The organism is Stenotrophomonas sp. 22DLJC03, assembly GCF_056861405.1.
Genome location: NZ_JBSPUG010000002.1, coordinates 517,713 through 538,904 on the forward strand (window position 1 = coordinate 517,713; position 21,192 = coordinate 538,904).

The following is a 21,192-nucleotide window of genomic DNA, read 5'->3' on the forward strand; positions in this document are numbered from 1 at the left end:
TGACGCTCGCATGGTTTCACGGCGTGTTCACCATTCGTTGCCGGATGGGCTCCGCTGGGGAGGCTTCCTCAGGCATTCACATCCACGACAATCCGCCCACGCACCTTGCCCGGAATGATCTGCTCGTAGACCTCAAGCACGTCGGCAAGCCCAATCAGCTGCACCGTGCTTTCAAGCTTCTGCGGATCCAGGTCGGTGGCAAGCCGGTCCCAGGCACGCTGGCGAATGTCCTGCGGCGCATTCACCGAATCCACGCCCGCAAGGGTTACGTTGCGGAGAATGAAGGGCAGCACCGAACCGTGCAGTGCATCGCTCTGCGCCAGACCACAGGCGGCGACGGCACCGCGATATTTCGTCTCGGCGATGGCGTTGACGAGGGTAGGGCCACCGGCTACATCCACCACGCCGGCCCATCGTTCGGCGCTCACCGGACGGTCGCGCGGTTCTGAAAGCTGCGCGCGATCGATGATCTCGGCGGCGCCCAGGCTGTGCAGATACTCGGCGTGTTCCGGGCGCCCGGTGGCGGCCACAACGCGATAGCCCAGCTTTGAAAGGATCGCCACCGCGATCGAGCCGACACCACCGTTGGCGCCGGTCACCAGCACATCGCCCTTGTCGGGCGTCACGCCGGCTTGTTCCAGGGCCAGTACGCACAGCATGGCGGTATAGCCAGCGGTGCCGATGGCCATGGCGTCGCGGGTGGTCAGGTTGTCGGGAATCCTGTTGAGCCATTCGCCACGCACGCGGGCACGCTGTGCCAGGCCGCCATGGTGGCCCATGCTCAGGTCCCAGCCATTCAACACGACACGGTCACCGGGCTGGAAATCGGCATTGCTCGACTCGAGCACCACGCCGGAAAGGTCGATGCCGGGAATCAACGGGAAGGTGCGGATGACCGGGCGCGTATTGGTGAGGGCCAGTGCGTCCTTGTAGTTCAGCGTTGAATATTCAACCTGCACCAGCACGTCGCCGTCCATCAGGTTGGCGTCATCGAAATCGACCAGTTCCGTGGATACGCCGTCGTTCGTTTTGCGGGTCAGCAGTGCCTTGAAACTCATGGTGGGGGCTCACGTTCAGTGGATGAGTCCATGCTAGGCTCGCACCGTTATTGCAACAAGAACGATGATTTTCCGTAGGTACTATGGTTTTCCGGAGTATTCATGCGTAGCAAGCGTTGGGATGGCAAGAGCGGTTGCGCCGTGGAGGTCACGCTGTCGGTGATGGGTGGCGTGTGGAAGCCTGTCATCCTCTTTCACCTGATGTCCGGCAAGCGTCGCTTCATGGAGCTGACGCGGCGGGTGCCCAATGCCACCCAGTCCATGCTCACCAGCCAGCTTCGTGAACTGGAAGCCGATGGGGTGGTGATCCGCCACGTGTACGCGGAAGTGCCGCCGAAGGTGGAGTACGAGCTTTCCGAGTTCGGGCGCACGCTGGTGCCGGTGCTGCTGGCGATGCGCGAGTGGGGTGAAACCTATCGCGGCCATAGAAGCCCGGACAGCGACGGCTGAGACCTGAGGCGGAGCGCCGAGCGTCGTCGACATGGCCCGTGCTCCCCGCAGTGCCCTGGAGACCACGGCAATAGCCGCAGTACTACAGGCAGCGCATGTGGAGCGCCGCCTCACTCGGTGAAGGGCTTCGAAGCGGTTCCTGTTCCATTGACGCCCGGTTGCCTATAGTGGCGCCGGAACCCTGCAATGGAATGCCCATGCACGTGATATCCCCCGGCCGTTGCCTGACGCTCGCGCTTGCCGTCGTAGTGAGTGCCGGCGCGTGTGCACGTCCGCCGTCCACCGAACACGAAAGGAATCCGGCCATGTCCGGCGCAACCCAGACCGGCCGCACGATCAACGGCCACACCTATACCGATGCCCCCGTGGACGTGAAGCTGGGGCCGAACACCTTCCGCATTCCGGCCAACTACCTGGACAGCCAGATCGCACCGTGGCCCGGGGAGGGCGTGACGCTGGTCATCGAGTGGCCGGACATGAAGCCGACACCGCCGGGTGCCCGGGCCAATCCGCGTACGAATGATTTCCGGAAGGAGATTGCTGTGGCGATCGATTACATCGATCGTGCGCCAATCGAAACATCATTGGAGCGATTGTCCTCCAACCAGGCATCCACCGAGGAAGGATCGGTGGAGCGAGGGGATCCTCGGGATCGGCTCGATCTGCGGATTGCGCGGCCCGACGTCATGGGCCTGACGCCTTACGCTATCGATGAAACAAAGATGGTCGTTTTCTCGAAGGAATACCAAGCGCGATATGGAAAGCCGCCCACCCGCAATCCTGCCTATGAAGATGACTGGTACATCGCGCGCGCTCCCAACGGCAGCCTGACCACATTCATCAAATGCGAAAGCACGGCGTTCAGGGGGGATGGCGTTCGCCTGCAGGGCGATCAGGTCATCAGTGAGCAAGGACAAGCCGCCGCGGGGTGCTTCCACTATTTCTCGGATGTGGAGAACAAGCTTTCCATCTCGCTGAACTACAAGCGGGCCTTCCTGGGTGACTGGAAGCGGATGGAAGATGCGGTGCGGGATGTTCTCGCGCGCTCCCGAGTCCGGTAGTGAGTGCATTCAGGAGCAGGCAATGGGCGGATTGACGCAAGAGAATCTCAGGATTCTGGCCAGCTATGCCAAGGCCGGAAACCGCGAGTTGTACTGGAACTATCTGTCGCAGCTGCCAGATGCGGATGGCTATGGGACGCTTGCGCTGGGTGTTGTTCGCAACGACAGCCTGCCAGGCCGCGTTGCAAACAGCTACGCACAGGACTATGCCCGGCACCAGGAGGGCAAGGGCTCCGGCTTTCCCGACACGCAGCTGAGCGAGCGCCAATGGGAGATGTTTGGGCAGACGCTTCTGCGCCAGGACCTGGAGCGACGCTTGTACTGGATGGAGCAGGGGCGTCCCGAATTGGCACTGAATCTTCCCGGCAAGGATGTGATGCTGGCTCACGACCGGGCATTTGAACGGCATGAGCTTGATCCCAACTGCTGGACGCCGCGCGTGCTGCTGCAGGCGGCCGAGCAGAAGAGCGGCCCCGAGAAGTTGGAGCAGATCTGGACCAACATGCTCAACAATGACTACGCCGGGGGCCCGCGCGTAGGCAACACCAGTGTCGATGCCATCAGCCAGATGGGATGGACGAAAGGCGGCCAGTACCTGACCCGGTTGAGCGTGCTGGAAGCCACCCAGGCACTGGAAGGGCGCTCGGCGGTCGATCCGAACGTCATCGGTGGCAACAGCTACTACGCGATGTACTTCGAAGCGGACAGGAAGTGGGCCAGTGTCAGTGCGGGCGGCGGCCACATGTCGATGCGCGAGATCATCGATCCGGCCCGTATAGCCGAACTCAACGACGCGCGCGAGGTTCGTCTGGAACGGCAGGAAAAACGTACCCAGTTCCACCCGGACGACCCATACCGGACTATTACCCGCAGCCCGCTTACCGCAGCCGTGGACGACGTGCCGGATCCCTCGCAGGCACCGACCCGTCTGGCCGACATTGGTCCTGGCCACCGTGAGTACGCATTGATGCAGCAGGTGCGCGAAGGCGTGGCCGCGATCGATGCCAGCGCCGGGCGTACCCATGATGAGAACAGTGAGCGCCTTGTGGCGAGCGTCATGGCATTGGCGCGCCACAACCAGCTCGAACGTGCCGACCATGTGCTGCTGAGCACCCAGACCGCCGATTACGCGGCCGGCCGCAATGTGTTTGTGGTGCAGGGCGAGTTGAATGATCCGGCGCATCTGCGGGCCTCCATGCCCACGGACAGGGCAGTGCAGACACCGGTCGAGCAGTCACTGCAGGCCCTGCAGGCCGTCGGTGCGGATCGTGGACAGGCACATGCGCAGCGCCAGCAGCAGGAGATCGATGTGCAGGCGCGCGACACGCCTGCCATGCGTATGGGCTAGGTTTCCGGCCTGCCCCAGCCCACCTCACGCGGTCTTTGCAACTCGGTGCGCGGGCATTGCTAAGTTCGCTTGGCATCCATCACAGGAACCTGCAATGACCCGGACTGCCCCACTTGTCCTGCTTGGCCTCTGCCTTGCCCCGGCCCTGGCCTTCGCCCAATCCGACCGCCAGGTGGCCGAGGACATGGTGACCCGCGCGGCCAACGTCTGCCCTGGCCACAGCACCGAGCGCACTGCGCCTACGGTGAAGAAGGTGCCAGTGGGCGCGCTGCGCGTCATGCTCGACCGCGGCCTGGTGATGTGCCCGGACCGTCGCCTCGATGCCTCTGCGCCGGCCGTGTTCTACGGCCGGGTAGGTGTGTTTGGCTGGAATCCGGAAGTGCCAGCGGCAGCGACCGTGGTCGTGGCGAAGATCGACCAGATGACCCGCAAGGATGAGTACCCGGTGGAGACGATGGTGTGGGACGCGAAGGGCACGGCGCTTACCCAGCAGACGGTGCCCTCGTTTGAGCCGCGCCCGGGTGCGGCGGTGCTGTACAAGGTGCGCTGAGCGCTGAGCGCTGCGTGCTAGCTGGTAGATGCCCACCTTGGTGGGCGTTCTGGCCCTCGCGCGTGGTGACGGAGCCGTGCCCACCACGGTGGGCACCCACCAAAGCGATGCGACGTGGCATCCGGTAATGGCGCGCGATCAGGCGTTTTGCCCACCAGGGTGGGCAACTATCAATACCGAAGCGCTACTTGGCCGGTGCGTCTGCCGTCTGCGCGGCCACCATGGCCTGCTGCATTTCCTTCAGCGACAGATAGCCATCGCCATCAGTATCCAGCCCCGCGAAATACTTCGCGATTTCCGGCACCACAGCGGCTTCCTTCCTGCTGATCTTTCCGTCTTTGTCGGCATCCATTTCCTTGAACGCGGCGTCGATGGAGTCGGCCTGCTTGCTGAAGCGTGCCTGCTGGTACTTCGCGTACTCGGCCTTGTCGATGTGGCCATCGCCGTTGCTGTCCATGACGGCGAAGCTGGAGTCGATATAGGCCTGCTTCGGGTCGCCGCTGGCGGCGTGGCCGATCAGCGGTGTGGCACACAGGGCGATGATGAGAAGCGTCTTGTTCATGCGGTCGGTTCCTTCGGAATGCAGGGCAGGTCAGCGGCAGGGATAGCTGTAGCCATCCGAACCTCGGTAGGTGTCGCTGCGGCGGTCGTAGTTGCCGTAGCGGTTCATGCAGTAGTCGGCGCGCTCGCGGATCTCACGCTCGCGCTTGGCCGCAGCGGCGATCACGCCGGCCACCACCGCCGCGCCGACCACGCCCACCACCACGCGCTTGGCTTTGGCATCGTCGCGCCGGTCACGCTCACGTTCGCGTTCGCGGCGCTCCCATTCGTCGCGCTGGCGGTCCTGGTAGCCCCGGTCCCAGCCTGAGCGGTAGCCATCCCGGTTCTGTGCGTGAGCCTGGCCCGCATAGGGCAGCAGTACCAGCACTTGCAGTGCGGCACCCAGCAGCAACGCTGTCCGTCCTGTCTTCTGAAACATCGTTCCGCTCCTGTGCGGCTGTGTCGGTGGTGCAAGTACAGCGCGCGGACATTGCGCGAACCTGTAGCCGTCTCCGCTGGACGCCCTTCGTTCAGCGCACCAGCGCCTCCACCGGGTCCAGCTGTGCCGCACGGCGTGCCGGCAGGAAGCCGAAACCAATGCCGATCAGGCTGCTGCAGGCAAACGCGGCCAGAATCGAGGTTGTCGAGAACACGAGCGAGAAGCCGATGTCGGCCAGTGCCAGAACTCCCCCCAGCGCGAGTGCCACGCCGATACCCAGCACGCCACCGAGCAGGCAGACCAGCACCGATTCGATCAGGAACTGCTGCAGGATGTCGCTGCGGCGCGCGCCCACCGCCATGCGCACGCCGATCTCGCGGGTGCGCTCGGTCACTGAGACCAGCATGATGTTCATTACCCCGATACCGCCCACCACCAGTGCGATGGCGGCAATGGAGCTGATCATCAGCGTGAGGATACGGGTGGTCTGCTCGATCGAAGTGCGGATCTGTGCGTTGTTGCTCATGTAGAAGTCCTGCCGCCCGTGGCGGCGCTCCAGCAGCCGGCGGATGGAGGCTTCTGCGGCCTGCATGCCCACGGTATCGGACACGCGCACGGTGATGCTGGACACATGGCTCTGCCCCAACATGCGCGCCATGGCGGTGGTGTAGGGCACCCAGACCTGCAGCAACGAGGCATCGCCCACGGCGCCGGCCTCTTTCTTCACCACGCCCATCACCCGCACCGGAACATTGCCGAGCAGCAAGGTCTGGCCGATCGGGTCTTCCTGTGCGGTGAAGAACCGTTCGCGCGTATTGGCGTCGATCACCGCCACCTGCTGGTAGCCGGCGACGGCGGGCTGGCCAAAGAAGCGCCCTTGTCCCAGCTTCAGGCCGTGCACGCGGAAGTACTGCTCACTCACACCCTGCATCTGCACGTTGGCCGAGCGGTTGCCGCGCTGTGCGGTGCCGCTGCTGGCGACGCCGGGCGTGGCGCTGTCCACGAACGGTTGCCCGGCCAGCGCCGTGCTGTCGCCGGGCGTCAAGGTCTCGACCTGTGCGGCGTGCACATCGCCGAAGCCGGAGCCGGGATAGACCTCGATGGTGGTGGTGCCCAGCGAAGCGATGTTGGACAGGATCGCCTGACGTGCGCCCGTGCCCAGGGCGACCACCGACACCACCGAGGCAATGCCGATGATGATGCCGAGCATGGTCAGGAAGGTGCGCATGCGGTGTGCGTTCATCGCGCGCAGGGCCATGCGGAAGGCTTCGCTGAAGCGGTCGCGCAGGGCCTGCCAGCCGGTGCCTTCGCTGCCTGCCTGCAGGCTGGCCGCGATGCTGCTGGCGGTGCCTGTCGCGGCAGCGGTGGGGCGATCGTCGACGATACGCCCATCGCGGATCTCGATGATGCGCTGCGCATGCCCGGCCACGGCCATGTCATGGGTGACCAGCACCACCGTATGGCCTTCGGCGTGCAGTTCGCCCAAGATCTTCATCACCTCCTTGCCGGACTGGGTGTCCAATGCGCCGGTGGGCTCATCGGCGAAGATCACTGCGCCGCCGTTCATCAGCGCGCGCGCGATCGACACGCGCTGCTGCTGCCCGCCGGAAAGCTCGCCGGGCAGATGCAGCATGCGTTCGCCCAGGCCCAGTCGCTGAAGCAGGGCCTGGGCGCGGGCATGGCGGTCGGCGCTGGGTTGGCCGGCGTAGATGGCCGGCACCTCCACGTTACCCAGCGCGGTCAGGTCGGTCAGCAGGTGGTAGCGCTGGAATATGAAACCAAAGTGCTCGCGGCGCAGCTCGGCCAATTCGTCCGGTGCCATCTGCGCGGTCTCGCGACCGGCGATCTGATACGCGCCGGACGAGGGTCGGTCCAGGCAGCCCAGAATGTTCATCAGGGTGGATTTGCCCGAACCGGACTGGCCGACGATGGCCACCAGCTCACCGGCGCGGATATCCAGATCGATGCCATCGAGCACGACCAGGGTCTGTTCGCCGGCCGCGAATTCGCGGCGGATGCCGCGCACGCGCAGCAGCGGTGCGTCCTTCTCTGCATCCATCATGGCTGTGCAGCGGCTGCGCCGGCAGCATCGCCGGACTGGACCAGTACTACCTGCTCACCTTGCTGCAGGCCACTGCGCACTTCCACGTTGATCTGGTCGTCCAGCCCGGTGGTGATGCGCCGCGGCGCAGGCTGGCCATCCGCGCCGCGTACCTGCACGCTGTAGCTGCCATCGGCGGCACGCGCACCCAGTGCGGCCGAGGGAATGGTCAGCACGCCCTTGGCACGCCCCAGAACGATGCGCACCTGTGCCGTCATGTAGCTGCGCAGACGGCCATCAGCGTTGTCCACGTCGAACTGACCGTTGAAGTACATGGCCGTGCGGCTGGCGCCCACCGAAGCGCTGGCGGGCGCGAACCCGGAGGTGTCTTCGTTGGTGATCGAGTCGGGTGCCGGTGCGATGTCGCGCAGCGTGCTGCTGTAGCGGCGGTCGCTGTCGCCCAGGATGGTGAAGAACGCCTCCTGTCCCAGTGCGGTGTGGACCACGTCGGCCTCGGAGATTTCGGCGTAGACCGTCATCACGTCCTGGTTGCCGAGCATCACGATGGTCGGTGCGCTCTGTACCGCATTGACTGTCTGGCCCTGTCGCGCGACCACGGCCAGCACGGTGCCATCGGTGGGCGCAGTGATGCGGGTGTAGCCCAGGTTGGTCTGTGCCACATCCACATCGGTCTGGCGCTGCACCACCTCGCCATCGAGTGCGGCGATCTGTTCACGGGTAGCATCGACCTTGGCCTTGGCCGCATCGTAGTCTGCGCGCGCGACCAGTTGCCTTGACACCAGAGCCTGCTGGCGTTGAAGGGTCAGCTGGTACTGGCGCAGGTCGGTGGCCAGCGCGTCGCGGTTGGCACGCGCGGTGCGCTGTGCCGCCTGCGCACTCAACAACGCGTTGCGCTGGGTGCGTGAATCGATATCGGCAATCGGATCGCCCGCTTTCACCTTGTCGCCCAGCTTCACATGCAAGGTCTCGATGCGGCCGGAGACCTGCGCGCCCACGCTCACCAGTCGCGAAGGCTTCAGTGTTCCGGTGGCTTCCACAACCTGCTCGATGTTGCCGCGGGCGACCGGTGCCACCTGCAGTTGCGGTGGTGGTGCGGGCCAGAGCCACGCGAAGAGCACCAACAGGGTGCAGAGGACTGCAGCAGCAATGATCAGCGCGCGGCGGCGGCTGTGCGGTGCGGCGCTCATCGGTACAGCATCCAGAAAAGACAGTGCATCGTGTGTCCTCGCGACAGATGGGATTGCACGCCGGCATGGCAGGCGTGGATGGTCGTCGAGTCTCGATGCGCTGGATTGCGTGAACCTTGCGGTGGTGCGCCCGTTTCAGGAGGCAACGCCGAGCGTGAGCAGTGCCATCGCGATGAACTGGAGCACGCTGCCGAGCGCCAGCAGCGCATGGTGCAGGCGTTGTACTGCTGTGTGCAGGCTCGAAAGCTGGCATAGCGCGCCGACGACCAGCACGGCACATGCAGTAGCGGGCAGCCTCGCGGCAGCTGCGCTGATCGCGATGATCAGCAATGTTGCAGCAAACATCACGGCAGCCGCATATGCATGCAGGGTCTGCAGGAACTGAGGAACGGGGCGCGATGCAGCTCCCCGCCACACTGCCAGCATGTGCAGTGCGGCATGCACGACGACGAACACCACCACGGCGGTGGTCGTTGGGTGCGCGTGCCGATAGGCTGAGGCCACCAGCGCAAGGCCTGGGAGCAGCAGGAACAGGGCGGCGAACAGGCGGATCAGCACGCCTGCCCGCTCGCGTTCGGGAATCATCCGCAGCCAGTGCGGCCAGTGTTCAAGCCCACGCGCGCGGCCTGCATGCGCGCGGCAGTTCCACGCTGCGGCGGTCAGGCTGGGCGCATTCCGAGGAGGCGTCGTTGGTGTGGAGGAGGGCGGTGGAGAAGCTCCCTGTGTCACATGCAGGCTTCCTGTCAGATCCGGACGCAGCACCTTCAGCGGTGCAACTCACCTGGATGCTGGGCAGAGAACATTGCCGCAACCTTGCGCATCAACCGCGGCGGATGCGCGTGGACAGCCGGTAGTCATACACGTGGGGGAAGCGCTCAGTGCGCCGGCGTCGATGCGCTGGTGACGCCTGGATGCAGGGGGAACTCGACGCGGATCAGGGCGCCGCCACTGGGTGCATCCAGAATCGTGACGTGGCCACCGTGGCGGTCGATCACCTGCCGCACCAGGTTCAAGCCCAATCCGGCGCCAGTCTGCCGGGGGCGCAGGCGCTGGAAGGGTTCGAACACGCGTTCGCGCTGGTCGACCGGAATGCCGGGGCCATCGTCTTCCACCTCAAGGCAGCTGCCCTGCACGCGCACGATGATGTGGCGTCCACCGTGCTCGGCGGCATTCAGCACCAGGTTGGAGAGCACCCGTTCGATGGCACCGGACTCGCCCAGCACCGGGAAGTTCGGTTCCACGGCCACGGCGACTGTCTTGTCGGACTGGATCAACAGGGGGGCCAGATCAGCGACGACCCGCTTGGCCACGCGGGCCAGGTTGAGGGAGTCCTTCGGCCCATCTGCTTCCATGCGGTGCAGGTCCAGCAGCTGCTCGGCCAGTGTTGCCAGCCGAGCGACCTCCACGGTCAGGCTACGCGAGGTGGAGTCGTCGGCCGCATCGATCTTCACCCGCAGGATGGCGATGGGCGTACGTAGCTCATGGGCGGCAGCGGCGATGAAGCGACGTTGCCGTTCGTGCCCTTCGTCCAGACGGTCAAGCGCTTCGTTCACCGCTGCAACCAGGGGGGCGATCTCGACCGGTACTGCGGTCTCCGTCAGGCGGATACCGCGGCGGCTGGCAGAGATGTTGCGGGCTTCCTGCGCGATGCGTTCCACACCGGCCAGCGCGCGGCGCACGATGATCGGGGTCAGGATGATAGTGGCCAGGCCCAGCAGCAGGAAGATCGGCAGGGTGATGATGTGTGCGGCCAGCGCCATCTGCCAGGTCAGCGAATCGGTTTCGCCATGGGCCATGATGGTCAGCTTGCCGGCCGGGCCGCTTTGCTGGCGTATCACCACGGCCAGGCCGTCGTTGCGGCCGCGTCCGCGCAGGTCGCCATAGGGAATTCCGTCCAGGGCGCCAACCAGCGACGCGTACGCTGGCGGGACATGGCCGAATGTCACATGGTGGCCCTGCTCATCCTCGGCGATGAACCACGCGCCGGGGACGATCTTCAGCAGCTCGGCCAGCTCCGGCGTGTGTTCCACATACAGTTCGCCCTTGCTGTCGCGGTGAACGGCCTCTGCCGCCACCGGGGCGAAGGTCTGGATGGTGTAGTAGCCGCCACTGTCAACACGCACCAGCACCATCAGCAGGGCGAAGAACGCCACCAGTAGCGCAAGCAGCTGGTAGATCAGTGTCTTGACGATCAGCGGGCGCTTGAGTGAGGGACGACGCGCCATTACTTCGTTTCCCGCATCAGATAGCCGACGCCGCGGATGGCATGGATTTCCACCCCCGCATCAGCGTCGGCCAGCTTGCGCCGCAAGCGTGAGACATGCGAGTCCAGCGTATTTGAATGGATGCCGTCGTCGAAGCCGTACACTGCCATTTCAATGGACTCGCGCAGCACCGTGCGGCCCAGTCGACGGGTGAGGGCCGCCAGCACGCGGATCTCGCGCCGCGGAAGCTCCAGTCGCTGTCCGCCAACGCTGGCCTCGCCCGAGGCGGGATCGAACAGGAGCCGGCCGATGCTCACCGGCTCGACCTGCATGCCACTCGGCCGGCGCGCGGCCGCACGGATCCGCGCGAACAGCTCCTCCAGCGCGAACGGCTTGGCCAGGTAATCGTCGGCTCCCTCATCCAGGCCGGTGATGCGGTCCGGCAACTGTCCCAGCGCACTCAGTACGATGATCGGCACTCCGGGGTTGCGCCCACGAAGCACCGGAATCAGGCCCAGCCCGTCACCATCGGGCAGAGTGCGGTCCAGCAGCACCAGGTCGTGTGGCCCGGAAAGTGCGGCTTCGCGAGCCAGTGCCAGGGTATTGGCCAGGTCCACCACATAGCGCTCGCGCTGCAAGGCAGACTTCAAGGTGGCAGCCAGTTCGGCTTCGTCTTCGATCAGCAGGATGTGCATCGGCGGGAATCGGGCGGGAAGGAGGGCGCAGGAGGGGGCTTCGGCACGCGCCGGCACCGTATTACAGGAACATTGCGTGAACATGGCGTGCCTTCAGGGCCTGCCGATGACGTCGAAACGCCGTTGCGGCGCGGGCCGCCGGACGCAAGGTTCGCGCAATCCGGGCACTCCAGCCTTGGCGCCCATTTGCTGATTCCCAACCCCTGGAGTACCCATGAAGTTGTTCATCCCGCTTTTGTTCGTTGCCGTTCTGGGCGGCTGCACCACCGCCAAGATGACCGTTACCCCCGACGGCCGGCGTGGCGTTTCCATCGACTGCAGCGGCTCCAGTTCCTGGAGTGGCTGCTACGAAAAGGCCGGGCAGATGTGCCCGGGTGGCTATGTTGTCTTCAGCAAGGATGGCGATGAAGGGAACGCCATCGCCGTGGGCAACAGGAACGGCTTCACCTCCACCCAGATGGCCACCCGCTCGATGCTGGTGTCCTGCTCGCACTGATGCCGGCAGGGGAGGTGGGTTGCCACCTCCCTGGTGTCCAATGCAACGATGCCCCTCGGAAGGGGCATCGTTGGGGTTTACGGCGTTGTCTTCGCTTGACGCGGATCGGCAATGATGCGCGAGGGCGATCCATACAGAACCAGGACCCGCATGCCGGCACTGAACATCGGATCGGGGCCTTGCACGACGGTCATCAGATTGCCGTTCTCGGTCTGCACCACGTATTCCAGGCCCTTGGCCTGCGAAAGCGCGCGTTCGGAAGCCGCACCGGCAATCGCGCCCACCACCAGGCCGCCGATGGCACCGATGGCCGCAGCCTGATCGCTGCCACCGATGGTGGAGCCAGCCACACCGCCGGCGGCAGCTCCAGCAACGGCTCCACCTCCCTGCGAACCGTCAATACTGACGGCGCGAACGCTGATGACGGTACCGCTGACAGTCCGATTGACCTGTCCAACCGAGCCGATGGAATAGCTGTCGGTACGTACGTTGGGCGCGCAGGCCGTCAGCATCGCGGTAACCGATGCCGCCAGCAGCAGACGCTTCACGGTGCTTCCTGCTTGTTCGGGAACATCGGCTTGGACACGTCCACGGTTTCCAGGGCCTGCAGGAACTGGGCGATGTTGTTCTGTGCCGAGCGGCTGATCGACTCACGCGCCCGGACCACACCAGCGAAGGCATAGTTGAACGGCACTTCCCCCGATGCGCTGACATCCTGCGTATAGACGATGCCACCGGTTGCGCGGTCGATCAGCTCGTAGCGGGCGACCGTCTTGGTGGTCATCGAGGCGCCGAAGCTCGGAATGTCGATCGCCAGGATCTTCACCGACAGGCTCAGCTTCACCGGCGCGTCGTCGCGGAAGACGGCCATCTTGTTCAGCGCTTCGGTCAGCGCGTTCTGCCACATCTGCGGGACTTCGTGCTGGGCCTGGGCGGGAATCTTGCCCTTGGCCTCATCCGGACGTGCCAGCGTGACCGTCAGTGACTTCAGCTCGCCGTCGATCTTCTTGCTGCTGACCCCGACGTTCGGGACCGAGAAATTGAGCGGCGGATTGGTGGTGCAACCCACCAGCGACGCAGCGATGATCGCTGCGAACAGGAACTTCTTCATCCATTTTCCCCTGTGATTGCGTTGGATCATCCATGGTGAATCGTGTGCTGGCCCGCAACGCTCCTGCTGCACCGCAATTACCGCCGATGGTCGGCTGCGAGCGTGGCTGACTGCGCGCAAGAATACCCGAATCATAGCGGATCGCGGCCTTGCTGCTCCGCACCAAAAGAGGCGTGCCAAAGGCGAGGCAACAGGGCTGCGGAGGCCCCCTTCTCAGAAACTGTAAGCCGCCTGCAGATACACCCGTCGCGGCTCACCCGGGAAATGCCCGTTGCGCTCGATGAAGCCGCTGGCTGCATATACCTTGTCGAACAGGTTCTTGACGTTGGCCTGGAACTGCCATTGCTTCCAGCTGGTCTTCCAGCTCATGTCGAACACGGTGTAAGCCTTCACCGTCTGCCCGTCCAGACTGACGCGCTCACCCACATGGTCAGCACCAAAGCCGATGGCCGAATTGAGCGCCGGCAGGTCGTAGCGCGTCCACAGACCTAATTTGTTGCGCGGCGCATTGGCGAAGCGGTTGCCGGAGGCATTGGTGATGCCGCTCGGGCCTGCGTCCTTCACCCGCGCGTCGTTGTAGGCGTAGGTCAGGTTCAATACCCAGTGATCGGTGACGTCGGCCAGCAGATCCAGCTCCATGCCGGTGCTGCGCACCAGGCCCAGTGCGGCCAGCTGGTTCACGCCGCCAATCACTTCACCCGTGGCCTGCACGATGTTGCTGCGGTCAATCCGGTAGGCCGCCAAGTTCAAGGTCACGCGGTCGGCCAGCAGGGATTTCATGCCCACCTCCCACTGCTTGCTGCGCTCGGCATCGAACGGGCCACCGGCGGCGGGATTCTGGTTGGCCGCGCTCTGCGGTACGAAGCCGCTGGCCACGTTGGCGTAGACATTCAGGCCTTCGCGGACGGTGAACGTGCTGCCCAGCCGCCAGCTGAGGTCGTTGCCATCCACGCTGCTGCCGGCAATGCGGTCGTCGTCCTTGAAGCCATCCCAGCGCAGCCCGGCCAGCAGGTGCCAGCGAGCGGTCAGCGCCAGTTCGTCCTGCAGGTAAGCGCCGTAGCGCTTGCTGCGGGTGGACGTGCTACGCCACGGCAGGGCAGCCAGGTTGTAGTCGTGCCAGGTGCTGGCCCCGTACACGGGATTGAACAGGTCGATGCCTCGCACCGGCCCGGCGCCACGTGCAAGGTCGGCGCTGTTGGCGGTCTGTGCAGTGAAAACCGCATCCAGCTGATACACGTCCGCGCCGAACAGCACCTTGTGCTCGACGGCGCCGGTATTCACCCGCCAGACCGCGTTGCCATTGGCAGTGAATGCCTCGTTGTCGCGGATCTGGTTGCGCAGCTGACGGGTCATCCACTCGGCCACGCCATCGCGGTCACGGTCGATCAGCCCCATCGGCTCGTGATACATCTGGTGCTCGTTGTTGCTGAACCAGCGTGCGGCGAAATCGACGTCCAGTTTGTCGCGCGGTGCGAAGCGGTACTGCGCCAGCGCCACCTTGGCGCGCATGTCGAGAAAGTCACTGGTCTCGTTGTGGTTCCAGCGGCGGTCGGTCAGGAAGGTGCCCGCATCATTCACCGGCACGCCGCGCAAGCGGTTGCCGCCCAGGTTCTGGGTGATGTCGGTGAACTGCAGCACCAGCTCGCCGGTCTGGCCAACATCGAAGGCCAATGAGGCATCACCGATCACACTCTCGCTGTCGGCATTCCAGCGCACACCCTGCTCGGTGTCGGCGTACAGGCCGGCGCGGTAGCGCACGCTGCCAGCGGCATTCAATGGACCCGTGCCTTCGATCGAGCCGGCGCGGAAATCCCGGTTGCCCATCTGCACTTCGATGCGGCGCTCAGCGACCGCCCTGGGCTTGCGCGTGACATAGTTGATGACGCCGCCGGCGTCGCCACCACCGTAGAGTGCGCCGGCCGGTCCCTTCAGCACTTCCACGCGTTCGATGTTGAACAGCTGTGGTACCGAGAAGCCCGCGTACGGGTCGCCGCGCAGGCCGTCATACAGCACGTTCTCCTGGCGGAAGCCGCGCAGGGTCACGCCGGCATAGCTGAAATGGCTGACGCCGCTGATGCTGCGATAGAGGTCGGTCACCTGACGCGCGGCCTGATCGTCGATCAGCTCGCGCGGGATCACCTGGATCGACTGTGGGACCAACTCGAGGGGTGTATCGGTGCGGGTGCCGACCGCAGCGTCGTCCACCCGGTACAGCGTCTGTGCGCGGCCGCGCACTTCGACGGAATCCAGCTCCTTCGGCGGGCCATCCGCCGCATGGGCGGGGAGGGGTGTCAGGGCAATGGCCAGAGCGGCGCAAAGGGGATACCTACAGAGCGATGGGAGGGCCATGGGGCGACAGTATGGATTTCAAATGAGAAAGACTATCATTTGCATTGTCATAGTGCCGCTTCGCCGATCAGGCGCTGCCTGCCCGGTCAGGGTGGGCAGCGCCGGGAGCGTGCATCTCACGTCGGTGTCAGCAACTCGCTGATGGCATCGTGCTGCTTTCCAAGTTGCTGTTGCAGCACGAAATCGTGCAGCAGGGCCGCAGCGGCCTTGCGTTGCCCATCGATGTCCTGTAGCGAGGCATAGCGCACGGTCGGGTCGTTCGGACTCGGTCGCCCAGGCGCCTCCATCTCGGTGGCGGAGGTGAGCGTGATGAAGGCCAGCGCGCGCTTGTTCTCCTTCAGTTCCGCGTTGGTGGTCAGCACTACCAGAGTGACCTCATAACTGAGGCTGCCGCCGCGCCGGGTGTTGTAGGCGTGGCTGCGCACGCTGACCTTGGTTCCCTTGGGCAGTACGGCCTGCAGCTTCCGGGCGAAATCCCATTTATCGAATGCCATCTGTGTCTTCTGGTCGACGCGCACCATGAACGCAACATCGACACCGGTAAACGGAACCTGTGGCACGTCCAGATAGGGGCTCTGTTTCAGGCTCTGCACCAGGACCAGATCGTCACTGAACATGGCAGAGGGGTCGACGGGGGCGGTGAAGGACTGTTTGAGCAGCTCGAAGATGGTCAGTGCGCGTTGGCGTCCCTGGGCAATCCGCTGAAGTACCGCCGGTGCTGGATTGTTCTGCACATAGCTGGCGTTGGCGTCCTGCATGCGTCGCTGCACTACCGCTGTCAGTCCATTGATCTGCTGGTCGGCAGACGCATTGGCGTTGGCGGAGGCCTCTTCACCGGCCATGCTGTCGACTACCTTCTTGAACTGTGCCAGACGGTCCTGGCCCGCGTAGAGGGTGTAGATCTCGTTTACGCGCGCCACCCGCTTGTGTCGCTTGCGCGCGCTGGGGCGGTTGGGGTCGACGGCGATCTCACACAGCATCACCAGGTTCTCGCGCAGGTGGTAGTCCATGTCCGGTAGTGGCAGACGGACCGGATCCTGGGCCCCACCATCGGTGCCGATCACCAGTTTTCCGCGGTCGATTTCCGACCAGACAGTGACCGCCTCGATCGAGTTCCGGCGCGGCAGGCTGACGTCGATCAGTTCCATCAGGATCGGTCGGGGCGTAGCGGGTGCCGTCTGAGGTGGATTCGGCGGCGCGGTGATCAGCTCGGCATGCCAGGTGTAACCCATCCGGTAAAGGATGAAGGGCCGGATGGCGTCGTTGAGGATGATGCCCGGCGGAGCTGCACGTCCCGGCGATGTGAGGTCACGGCGGGTGTCAAGGGTGAGCCCGCTGGTGTCGCGGCTGTAGACACGGCGCAGTGCCTGGGTGGGATCGCAGGTGGCACGCCAGGTGACGTTCGCGGGCTGGCCTGGAGGGAGGGGCAATGGCTGAGGCGTCGGTTCCAGCGGCGATGCGGCGGGCTGCGGCGGTCTGGGAAGGGGCTGCAGCGGATACGCCGCATTCTGTGCTGCGAGCTGATCAATCAGGAGTGCGACGTTCTGGCCGGCAATGGTGAGTTCTTCCACCACCAGATCTTCGATCAAGGCATGCAGTTCGTTTTGCACCGCGCCTGGCAGCCAGGGATCGATCACAATCTGCGTATCCCAGTCCGAGTCACCCGAGGTGAAAAGGTGTTCGTTGTGGTTCTGCAACATGTCCATTCGTGCGGCGAAGGCATTGCCGCCCTTGATGTAGAAATGCACCAACGACATGTCCTGGCGGAGCAGGTACTTGGTGCGCACGCCGTCAGACAGGGCATGCAGTTTCCCGTCGATGTCGGCCAGCGCTCTGATGACGGCGTTGCGGATGTCCGGGTACGTCTGCGCGCTGTTGATCTTCTTGGTCAGGTCGCCGCTGATCTGGCGGCGCCAGTCGGCTTGCTCAGGTGTCTCTTTCATGGCTTGGCCTCTGCGGGAAGACAGGGTGCTGCGCGAGGTGGGGCCTGACGCAACAGTGGCTTCACCGTAGATGCCGGCAAGCGCAAATGATCGGGGCAATCGATGCTGGTCGTGACCGCCGATGCGGTGGATTCAATGATCGTTGCGGGCTGGTTACTGGTCGCGTGCTGTGTAGGCGGTCCCGCTGAGCGCAGCGCGCACGCCGATGCTGCCGCGCTGCCAGGTTGCAGTGAATGCCGGCGTGGAATCGTTGCCTTTGTTGAAGGCACGCAGTGCATCGGCATAGGCCACCACCAGCGCTGCGATCAGCATCGATGCACCCAGTTGTGCCGGTGCGTCGGAGGGGTCGGCCCCGGTGGCATCTGCCATCAAGCATGCAAGGTCTGCGATGAGCAGGGCCTGCAGCTCCCGTGCGCGGCCTGCAAGTACGGGGCTTTCGGCTACGGTCAGCCAGAAGGCCGCCGCGCCTGTGTTGATCCGCAGCAGGGGGTGGCCGCTCTCCAGAAGTTCCTGCACCAGCGACTGGAAGGCCACCAGCGGGGGCATGCTGCGGCGCGCCAGCATGCCCTCGCGCAGTAGATCCCGGGCCTCCTCGTCGCGGTCAAACACCAGGTCTTCCTTGCTCGCGAAGTAGTTGAAGACCGTTTTGCGTGAGACACCTGCGGCCTCGGCGATCTCGGACATCGATACGGCTTCGAAGCCGCGCCGGATGATCAGCTCGGTGGCGACGTCCGAAATCGCTTGCCGGGTCTCGGCCTTGCGTTGTTCGCGACGGCCTGGGGGCGGGGTCATGGGCGGCTCACTTGTGAAAAATTACACCGAGTGTAACATTCGCTTCGCCAGAGTGCCGGCCCGGTGCTCACAAGGAATTCCGATGCTGTACGACGTCGTCATTGCCGGGGCTGGCCCGGTCGGCCTGTTCCTGTCCTGCGAGCTGGCCCTGGCCGGCTGTTCGGTGTTGGTGCTGGAGCAGGCCGAGTCCCCTGAATCACCCCTCAAGCGCCTGCCCTTTGGGCTGCGCGGCTTGAACACGCCCACCCTGGAGGCACTGGACAGGCGCGACTTGCTGCAGGCGGTGGCCGCGCGCCAGGTGCTGAAACCCGACAAGGGCGCACCACCGCCCGGCACCGCCCACTGGCTGGCGCAGCCCCGGCCGCTGGGCGGCCACTTCGCTGGCATTCCGTTTGCGCTGGACAGCGTGGCCAGCGAGCGCTGGCTGTATCGCCTGCCGTCGCCGGTCGGCTTCCAGATGGCGATTGAACTGCAGGCGCTGGAAGCGGTGCTGGCCGAACGCGCGACCGCGCTTGGCGTGCGCATCGACCGCGGGAGCGCGGTGCAGGCGGTGCGCATGGAAGGTGAGCAGGTTGCCGTGGAGACCCTTCGCGGTACAGCCCATGGCCGCTGGCTGATCGGTTGCGACGGCGCGCGCAGTACCGTGCGCAAGCAATCAGGTTTCACCTTCGCCGGTACCGAGCCGGAATTCACCGGGCACTCGCTGCTGATCGAGCTGGAAGATCCGTCGGTGCTCACGCCGGGGCGCCATTACACCGTCGCTGGGATGTACAACTTCAATCCGCCAGGCGTGTTGGCGTTGGCCGATTTCGACGGCGGTGCCGGTCATCGCACGCCGCTGGACCGGGAGCGCGCGCAGGCCATGCTACGGCGCATATCCGGACGTGAAGCGACCATCACGGCGGTGCATCTGGCTACCACCTGGACCGATGCCGCGCGCCAGGCCGCGGCCTATCGCAAGGGACGCGTGCTGCTGGCCGGCGATGCAGCGCACATGCATTCGCCGCTTGGCGGGCAAGGCCTGAACCTTGGCATCGGCGACGCGATGAACCTCGGTTGGAAGCTGGCCGCCGTGGTGCGTGGCGATGCCGATGCCGATGAGGAGCTGCTGGACAGCTACCAGGCCGAGCGGTATCCGATCGGCGCGAAGGTGCTGGACTGGTCGCGTGCGCAGGTCGCGTTGATGCGGCCGGGCGCTGGCTCGCGCGCGCTGGCGGCGGTGATGGCCGATCTGGCCGACACCCGTGATGGTGCGACATACCTGGCTGAGCGGGTCTGGGGCGTTGCGCAGCAGCTGGATCTGGGCGTGGGCCATCCGCTGGTCGGCCGCAGCGCGCCGGACTTCCAACTGGCCGATGGACGCCGCATGGGTGAACTGCTGCGTGCAGGGCAGGGCGTGCTGCTGGTGTTCGACGCGGGCACGTCGTTGTGCGCAAGCATCGAGGGTCGCCAACGGCGCCCGGCCCTCATCCGGCAGGCGGTGGATGACACGCTCGGACTGGGCGCGGTGCTGGTGCGCCCGGATGGCATCGTTGCCTGGGCCTGTGATGCGGGGGGGGGGGATGGGGCCGGGATGTCCGATGCGCTGCGGCGTTGGTTCGGGTCGATGGCAGCAGGCTGACCGGCAAGACGGTGGCGCAGCCGGCAAGGGCTGCGCCAGTTGTGGTCAGAGGTCCTTCTTCTTTCCGCTCAGATCCAGCGGCCGGTCACTGCCCTTGCGCTCGCTCGACCACACTTCCATGCTCTTGTTGCAGCGGCTCTCGCGGGCCGCCACTTCGCGCGGTAGATCCTTCAGATGCGGCGACTCCTGGCAGGCCTGATGCATGTTGCTGTCGTCATAGGTAGCACAGGCGCTGAGCGATGCCAGGGCGATGGCGGTAAGGGAGGCGCGATACAGGGGCTGCAGGGTCATGGCGTGATCTCGGGGGTAATGCCGGGTGGCCATGGCATTCCAATCCGTGACCCCCGGCACGCACAATCCGACTGATCGCACTTGTTATCTTGTAACGTTTAAGTGATAGTCGCGCGCTTGCCCGGATCAGGCGAGGCAGATCATCAGCACCGTGCACAGCACCAGCATCAGCACGAACACACGCCGGCTCAATGCGAGGCAGGCCAGGTAGGCCGCCAGCGCCCAGGCGCCCAGCAGTGCACAGGCCAGTAACCAGAGGCCGATTACCATCAGTGATCCACTCGCCAGCGCAGACAACGCAATCGCTTTGAACAAGGCCACGCCCAGCACGCTGCCGAGCACGCCGGCCTGCAGGGCAACGGCATCGTGGCGGGCAGGGGCAGGGTGGCGGAACATGCTGGCCGGAGTGGTCACATGGAAGGGCGGCGCAGCTACTGTGCCCGACCCCATATCCACGCCGCGTGTACTTCGCGTGCGCCATGTGCCTGCAGCAGGGGGCGCTCAGTCGAACTCACCCTCGGCCGATTCCAGTCGCTGCCGGTACGCCGCCCGGTGCTGGTACAGGCGCTGGCACTCTTCCGACCTGTGGATGCGGCTGCCGGGTTCGTTGGCCACCGAGTCGCACATCCGCGCGATGTGGTTGTTCTCCGCCAGTTCGGTGACGAAGAACACTGCAGTGACGCCGGTGCCGAGCAGCACGACATACAGCAGGCGGCTGAGCCAGCGCGACAGCTTGCGCTCGAAGTGCTGCTGGATGGTCAGGTCGAAACGGATGATGCTGAGCACGATCCAGACGATCGCGACCAGGAAGCAGAGCGTGGGCAGCAGGCCACGCCAGATTCCCGCTTCATATACCGATTCGCTGTAGTGCACGGCGGCCCCGGCACCGGCGATGGCGATGGCCAGTGCCCAGTTGCGGCCCAACGAGAGCAGGTCATCGAGCAGTTTCTCGCGGTCCTTGGTCGGTGCTGCTGCCACGTCGGTTCCTTCTGCCC

Annotated in this window: 22 protein-coding genes; 6 read left to right on the plus strand and 16 right to left on the minus strand. The window is 65.0% G+C overall.

Going from position 1 to position 21,192, the window contains the following annotated elements; genetic code table 11:
- Positions 1-68 precede the first annotated feature (68 nt).
- Positions 69-1,058 (minus strand): acrylyl-CoA reductase (NADPH), encoded by a 990-nt coding sequence (gene acuI / locus AC13GA_RS08260; RefSeq protein ID WP_482997857.1) that lies wholly within the window; start codon positions 1,056-1,058, stop codon positions 69-71.
- Positions 1,059-1,160: 102 nt separating this feature from the next.
- Between acuI and AC13GA_RS08265 the strand changes: the two genes are divergently transcribed.
- The 4 genes from AC13GA_RS08265 (at position 1,161) to AC13GA_RS08280 (ending at position 4,467) form a co-directional block, all read left to right on the plus strand.
- Positions 1,161-1,508, plus strand: a complete 348-nt coding sequence (locus AC13GA_RS08265; protein WP_046986717.1) for a winged helix-turn-helix transcriptional regulator — start codon at positions 1,161-1,163, stop codon at positions 1,506-1,508.
- 197 nt (positions 1,509-1,705) lie between these two features.
- Positions 1,706-2,569, plus strand: a complete 864-nt coding sequence (locus AC13GA_RS08270) for a Smlt3025 familytype IV secretion system inhibitor (protein WP_482997858.1) — start codon at positions 1,706-1,708, stop codon at positions 2,567-2,569.
- 22 nt (positions 2,570-2,591) lie between these two features.
- Positions 2,592-3,917: a Smlt3024 family type IV secretion system effector gene (locus tag AC13GA_RS08275; RefSeq protein ID WP_482998092.1), complete on the plus strand. Its 1,326-nt coding sequence runs from the start codon at positions 2,592-2,594 to the stop codon at positions 3,915-3,917.
- Positions 3,918-4,011: 94 nt separating this feature from the next.
- Positions 4,012-4,467 carry a hypothetical protein gene (locus tag AC13GA_RS08280; RefSeq protein ID WP_482997859.1) on the plus strand — a complete coding sequence of 152 codons (456 nt, stop codon included), beginning with the start codon at positions 4,012-4,014 and terminating at the stop codon, positions 4,465-4,467.
- 184 nt (positions 4,468-4,651) lie between these two features.
- Here AC13GA_RS08280 and AC13GA_RS08285 read toward each other — a convergent pair whose 3' ends face one another.
- The 7 genes from AC13GA_RS08285 to AC13GA_RS08315 form a co-directional block, all read right to left on the minus strand.
- Entirely contained in the window at positions 4,652-5,029 is a 378-nt protein-coding gene (locus AC13GA_RS08285) for an EF-hand domain-containing protein (protein WP_482997860.1), read from the minus strand.
- Between the two features lie 30 nt (positions 5,030-5,059).
- Positions 5,060-5,446, minus strand: coding sequence for a hypothetical protein (locus AC13GA_RS08290; protein ID WP_482997861.1), 387 nt, complete (start codon positions 5,444-5,446; stop codon positions 5,060-5,062).
- A gap of 91 nt (positions 5,447-5,537) precedes the next feature.
- Positions 5,538-7,508 (minus strand): MacB family efflux pump subunit, encoded by a 1,971-nt coding sequence (locus AC13GA_RS08295; RefSeq protein WP_482997862.1) that lies wholly within the window; start codon positions 7,506-7,508, stop codon positions 5,538-5,540.
- Positions 7,505-8,695, minus strand: coding sequence for an efflux RND transporter periplasmic adaptor subunit (locus AC13GA_RS08300; RefSeq protein WP_482997863.1), 1,191 nt, complete (start codon positions 8,693-8,695; stop codon positions 7,505-7,507). The genes AC13GA_RS08295 and AC13GA_RS08300 overlap by 4 nt, the downstream gene beginning before the upstream one ends.
- Positions 8,696-8,830: 135 nt before the next feature.
- On the minus strand, positions 8,831-9,280 hold the full coding sequence (locus AC13GA_RS08305; protein WP_136638215.1) for a hypothetical protein: 450 nt from the start codon (positions 9,278-9,280) through the stop codon (positions 8,831-8,833).
- Positions 9,281-9,570: 290 nt separating this feature from the next.
- Positions 9,571-10,920, minus strand: a complete 1,350-nt coding sequence (locus AC13GA_RS08310) for a sensor histidine kinase (protein ID WP_482997864.1) — start codon at positions 10,918-10,920, stop codon at positions 9,571-9,573.
- Positions 10,920-11,594 carry a response regulator transcription factor gene (locus AC13GA_RS08315; RefSeq protein ID WP_136638213.1) on the minus strand — a complete coding sequence of 225 codons (675 nt, stop codon included), beginning with the start codon at positions 11,592-11,594 and terminating at the stop codon, positions 10,920-10,922. Before AC13GA_RS08315 ends, AC13GA_RS08310 begins: the two co-directional genes overlap by 1 nt.
- Before the next feature lie 214 nt (positions 11,595-11,808).
- Here AC13GA_RS08315 and AC13GA_RS08320 point away from each other — a divergent pair, with 214 nt between their 5' ends.
- On the plus strand, positions 11,809-12,090 hold the full coding sequence (locus tag AC13GA_RS08320) for a hypothetical protein (protein ID WP_046986707.1): 282 nt from the start codon (positions 11,809-11,811) through the stop codon (positions 12,088-12,090).
- A 77-nt stretch (positions 12,091-12,167) separates the two neighbouring features.
- Here AC13GA_RS08320 and AC13GA_RS08325 read toward each other — a convergent pair whose 3' ends face one another.
- From AC13GA_RS08325 to AC13GA_RS08345, 5 genes are all read right to left on the minus strand, one after another.
- Positions 12,168-12,638, minus strand: coding sequence for an outer membrane lipoprotein (locus AC13GA_RS08325; protein ID WP_482997865.1), 471 nt, complete (start codon positions 12,636-12,638; stop codon positions 12,168-12,170).
- Positions 12,635-13,201, minus strand: coding sequence for a putative periplasmic lipoprotein (locus AC13GA_RS08330; RefSeq protein ID WP_046986705.1), 567 nt, complete (start codon positions 13,199-13,201; stop codon positions 12,635-12,637). Before AC13GA_RS08330 ends, AC13GA_RS08325 begins: the two co-directional genes overlap by 4 nt.
- 213 nt (positions 13,202-13,414) lie before the next feature.
- Positions 13,415-15,550 carry a TonB-dependent siderophore receptor gene (locus tag AC13GA_RS08335; protein WP_482997866.1) on the minus strand — a complete coding sequence of 712 codons (2,136 nt, stop codon included), beginning with the start codon at positions 15,548-15,550 and terminating at the stop codon, positions 13,415-13,417.
- Positions 15,551-15,666: 116 nt separating this feature from the next.
- Entirely contained in the window at positions 15,667-17,493 is a 1,827-nt protein-coding gene (locus AC13GA_RS08340) for a hypothetical protein (RefSeq protein ID WP_482997867.1), read from the minus strand.
- Positions 17,494-17,646: 153 nt separating this feature from the next.
- Positions 17,647-18,285, minus strand: coding sequence for a TetR/AcrR family transcriptional regulator (locus tag AC13GA_RS08345; RefSeq protein ID WP_482997868.1), 639 nt, complete (start codon positions 18,283-18,285; stop codon positions 17,647-17,649).
- Between the two features lie 82 nt (positions 18,286-18,367).
- On the opposite strand from AC13GA_RS08345, the gene AC13GA_RS08350 reads away from it, so the two are divergent.
- Positions 18,368-19,906, plus strand: a complete 1,539-nt coding sequence (locus tag AC13GA_RS08350; RefSeq protein ID WP_482997869.1) for an FAD-dependent monooxygenase — start codon at positions 18,368-18,370, stop codon at positions 19,904-19,906.
- Between the two features lie 45 nt (positions 19,907-19,951).
- Here the strand turns inward: AC13GA_RS08350 and AC13GA_RS08355 are convergent, their stop codons facing one another.
- The 3 genes from AC13GA_RS08355 to AC13GA_RS08365 form a co-directional block, all read right to left on the minus strand.
- Entirely contained in the window at positions 19,952-20,197 is a 246-nt protein-coding gene (locus AC13GA_RS08355; protein ID WP_012511449.1) for a hypothetical protein, read from the minus strand.
- Between the two features lie 126 nt (positions 20,198-20,323).
- Positions 20,324-20,593, minus strand: a complete 270-nt coding sequence (locus tag AC13GA_RS08360; protein ID WP_032971045.1) for a hypothetical protein — start codon at positions 20,591-20,593, stop codon at positions 20,324-20,326.
- A 105-nt stretch (positions 20,594-20,698) separates the two neighbouring features.
- A complete protein-coding gene (locus tag AC13GA_RS08365; protein ID WP_046986699.1) occupies positions 20,699-21,175 on the minus strand; it encodes a hypothetical protein in 477 nt (158 codons plus the stop codon).
- Positions 21,176-21,192 lie beyond the last annotated feature (17 nt).

Coding starts and splice junctions, on each gene's coding strand:
- AC13GA_RS08280 (WP_482997859.1), top strand. CDS start 4,012: ATGACCCGGACTGCCCCACTTGTCCTGCTTGGCCTCTGCCTTGCCCCG.
- AC13GA_RS08335 (WP_482997866.1), bottom strand. CDS start 15,550: ATGGCCCTCCCATCGCTCTGTAGGTATCCCCTTTGCGCCGCTCTGGCC.
- AC13GA_RS08310 (WP_482997864.1), bottom strand. CDS start 10,920: ATGGCGCGTCGTCCCTCACTCAAGCGCCCGCTGATCGTCAAGACACTG.
- AC13GA_RS08320 (WP_046986707.1), top strand. CDS start 11,809: ATGAAGTTGTTCATCCCGCTTTTGTTCGTTGCCGTTCTGGGCGGCTGC.
- AC13GA_RS08360 (WP_032971045.1), bottom strand. CDS start 20,593: ATGTTCCGCCACCCTGCCCCTGCCCGCCACGATGCCGTTGCCCTGCAG.
- AC13GA_RS08295 (WP_482997862.1), bottom strand. CDS start 7,508: ATGATGGATGCAGAGAAGGACGCACCGCTGCTGCGCGTGCGCGGCATC.
- AC13GA_RS08340 (WP_482997867.1), bottom strand. CDS start 17,493: ATGAAAGAGACACCTGAGCAAGCCGACTGGCGCCGCCAGATCAGCGGC.
- AC13GA_RS08285 (WP_482997860.1), bottom strand. CDS start 5,029: ATGAACAAGACGCTTCTCATCATCGCCCTGTGTGCCACACCGCTGATC.
- AC13GA_RS08270 (WP_482997858.1), top strand. CDS start 1,706: ATGCACGTGATATCCCCCGGCCGTTGCCTGACGCTCGCGCTTGCCGTC.
- AC13GA_RS08355 (WP_012511449.1), bottom strand. CDS start 20,197: ATGACCCTGCAGCCCCTGTATCGCGCCTCCCTTACCGCCATCGCCCTG.
- AC13GA_RS08275 (WP_482998092.1), top strand. CDS start 2,592: ATGGGCGGATTGACGCAAGAGAATCTCAGGATTCTGGCCAGCTATGCC.
- AC13GA_RS08315 (WP_136638213.1), bottom strand. CDS start 11,594: ATGCACATCCTGCTGATCGAAGACGAAGCCGAACTGGCTGCCACCTTG.
- AC13GA_RS08300 (WP_482997863.1), bottom strand. CDS start 8,695: ATGAGCGCCGCACCGCACAGCCGCCGCCGCGCGCTGATCATTGCTGCT.
- AC13GA_RS08290 (WP_482997861.1), bottom strand. CDS start 5,446: ATGTTTCAGAAGACAGGACGGACAGCGTTGCTGCTGGGTGCCGCACTG.
- acuI (WP_482997857.1), bottom strand. CDS start 1,058: ATGAGTTTCAAGGCACTGCTGACCCGCAAAACGAACGACGGCGTATCC.
- AC13GA_RS08350 (WP_482997869.1), top strand. CDS start 18,368: ATGCTGTACGACGTCGTCATTGCCGGGGCTGGCCCGGTCGGCCTGTTC.
- AC13GA_RS08265 (WP_046986717.1), top strand. CDS start 1,161: ATGCGTAGCAAGCGTTGGGATGGCAAGAGCGGTTGCGCCGTGGAGGTC.
- AC13GA_RS08345 (WP_482997868.1), bottom strand. CDS start 18,285: ATGACCCCGCCCCCAGGCCGTCGCGAACAACGCAAGGCCGAGACCCGG.
- AC13GA_RS08330 (WP_046986705.1), bottom strand. CDS start 13,201: ATGAAGAAGTTCCTGTTCGCAGCGATCATCGCTGCGTCGCTGGTGGGT.
- AC13GA_RS08305 (WP_136638215.1), bottom strand. CDS start 9,280: ATGATTCCCGAACGCGAGCGGGCAGGCGTGCTGATCCGCCTGTTCGCC.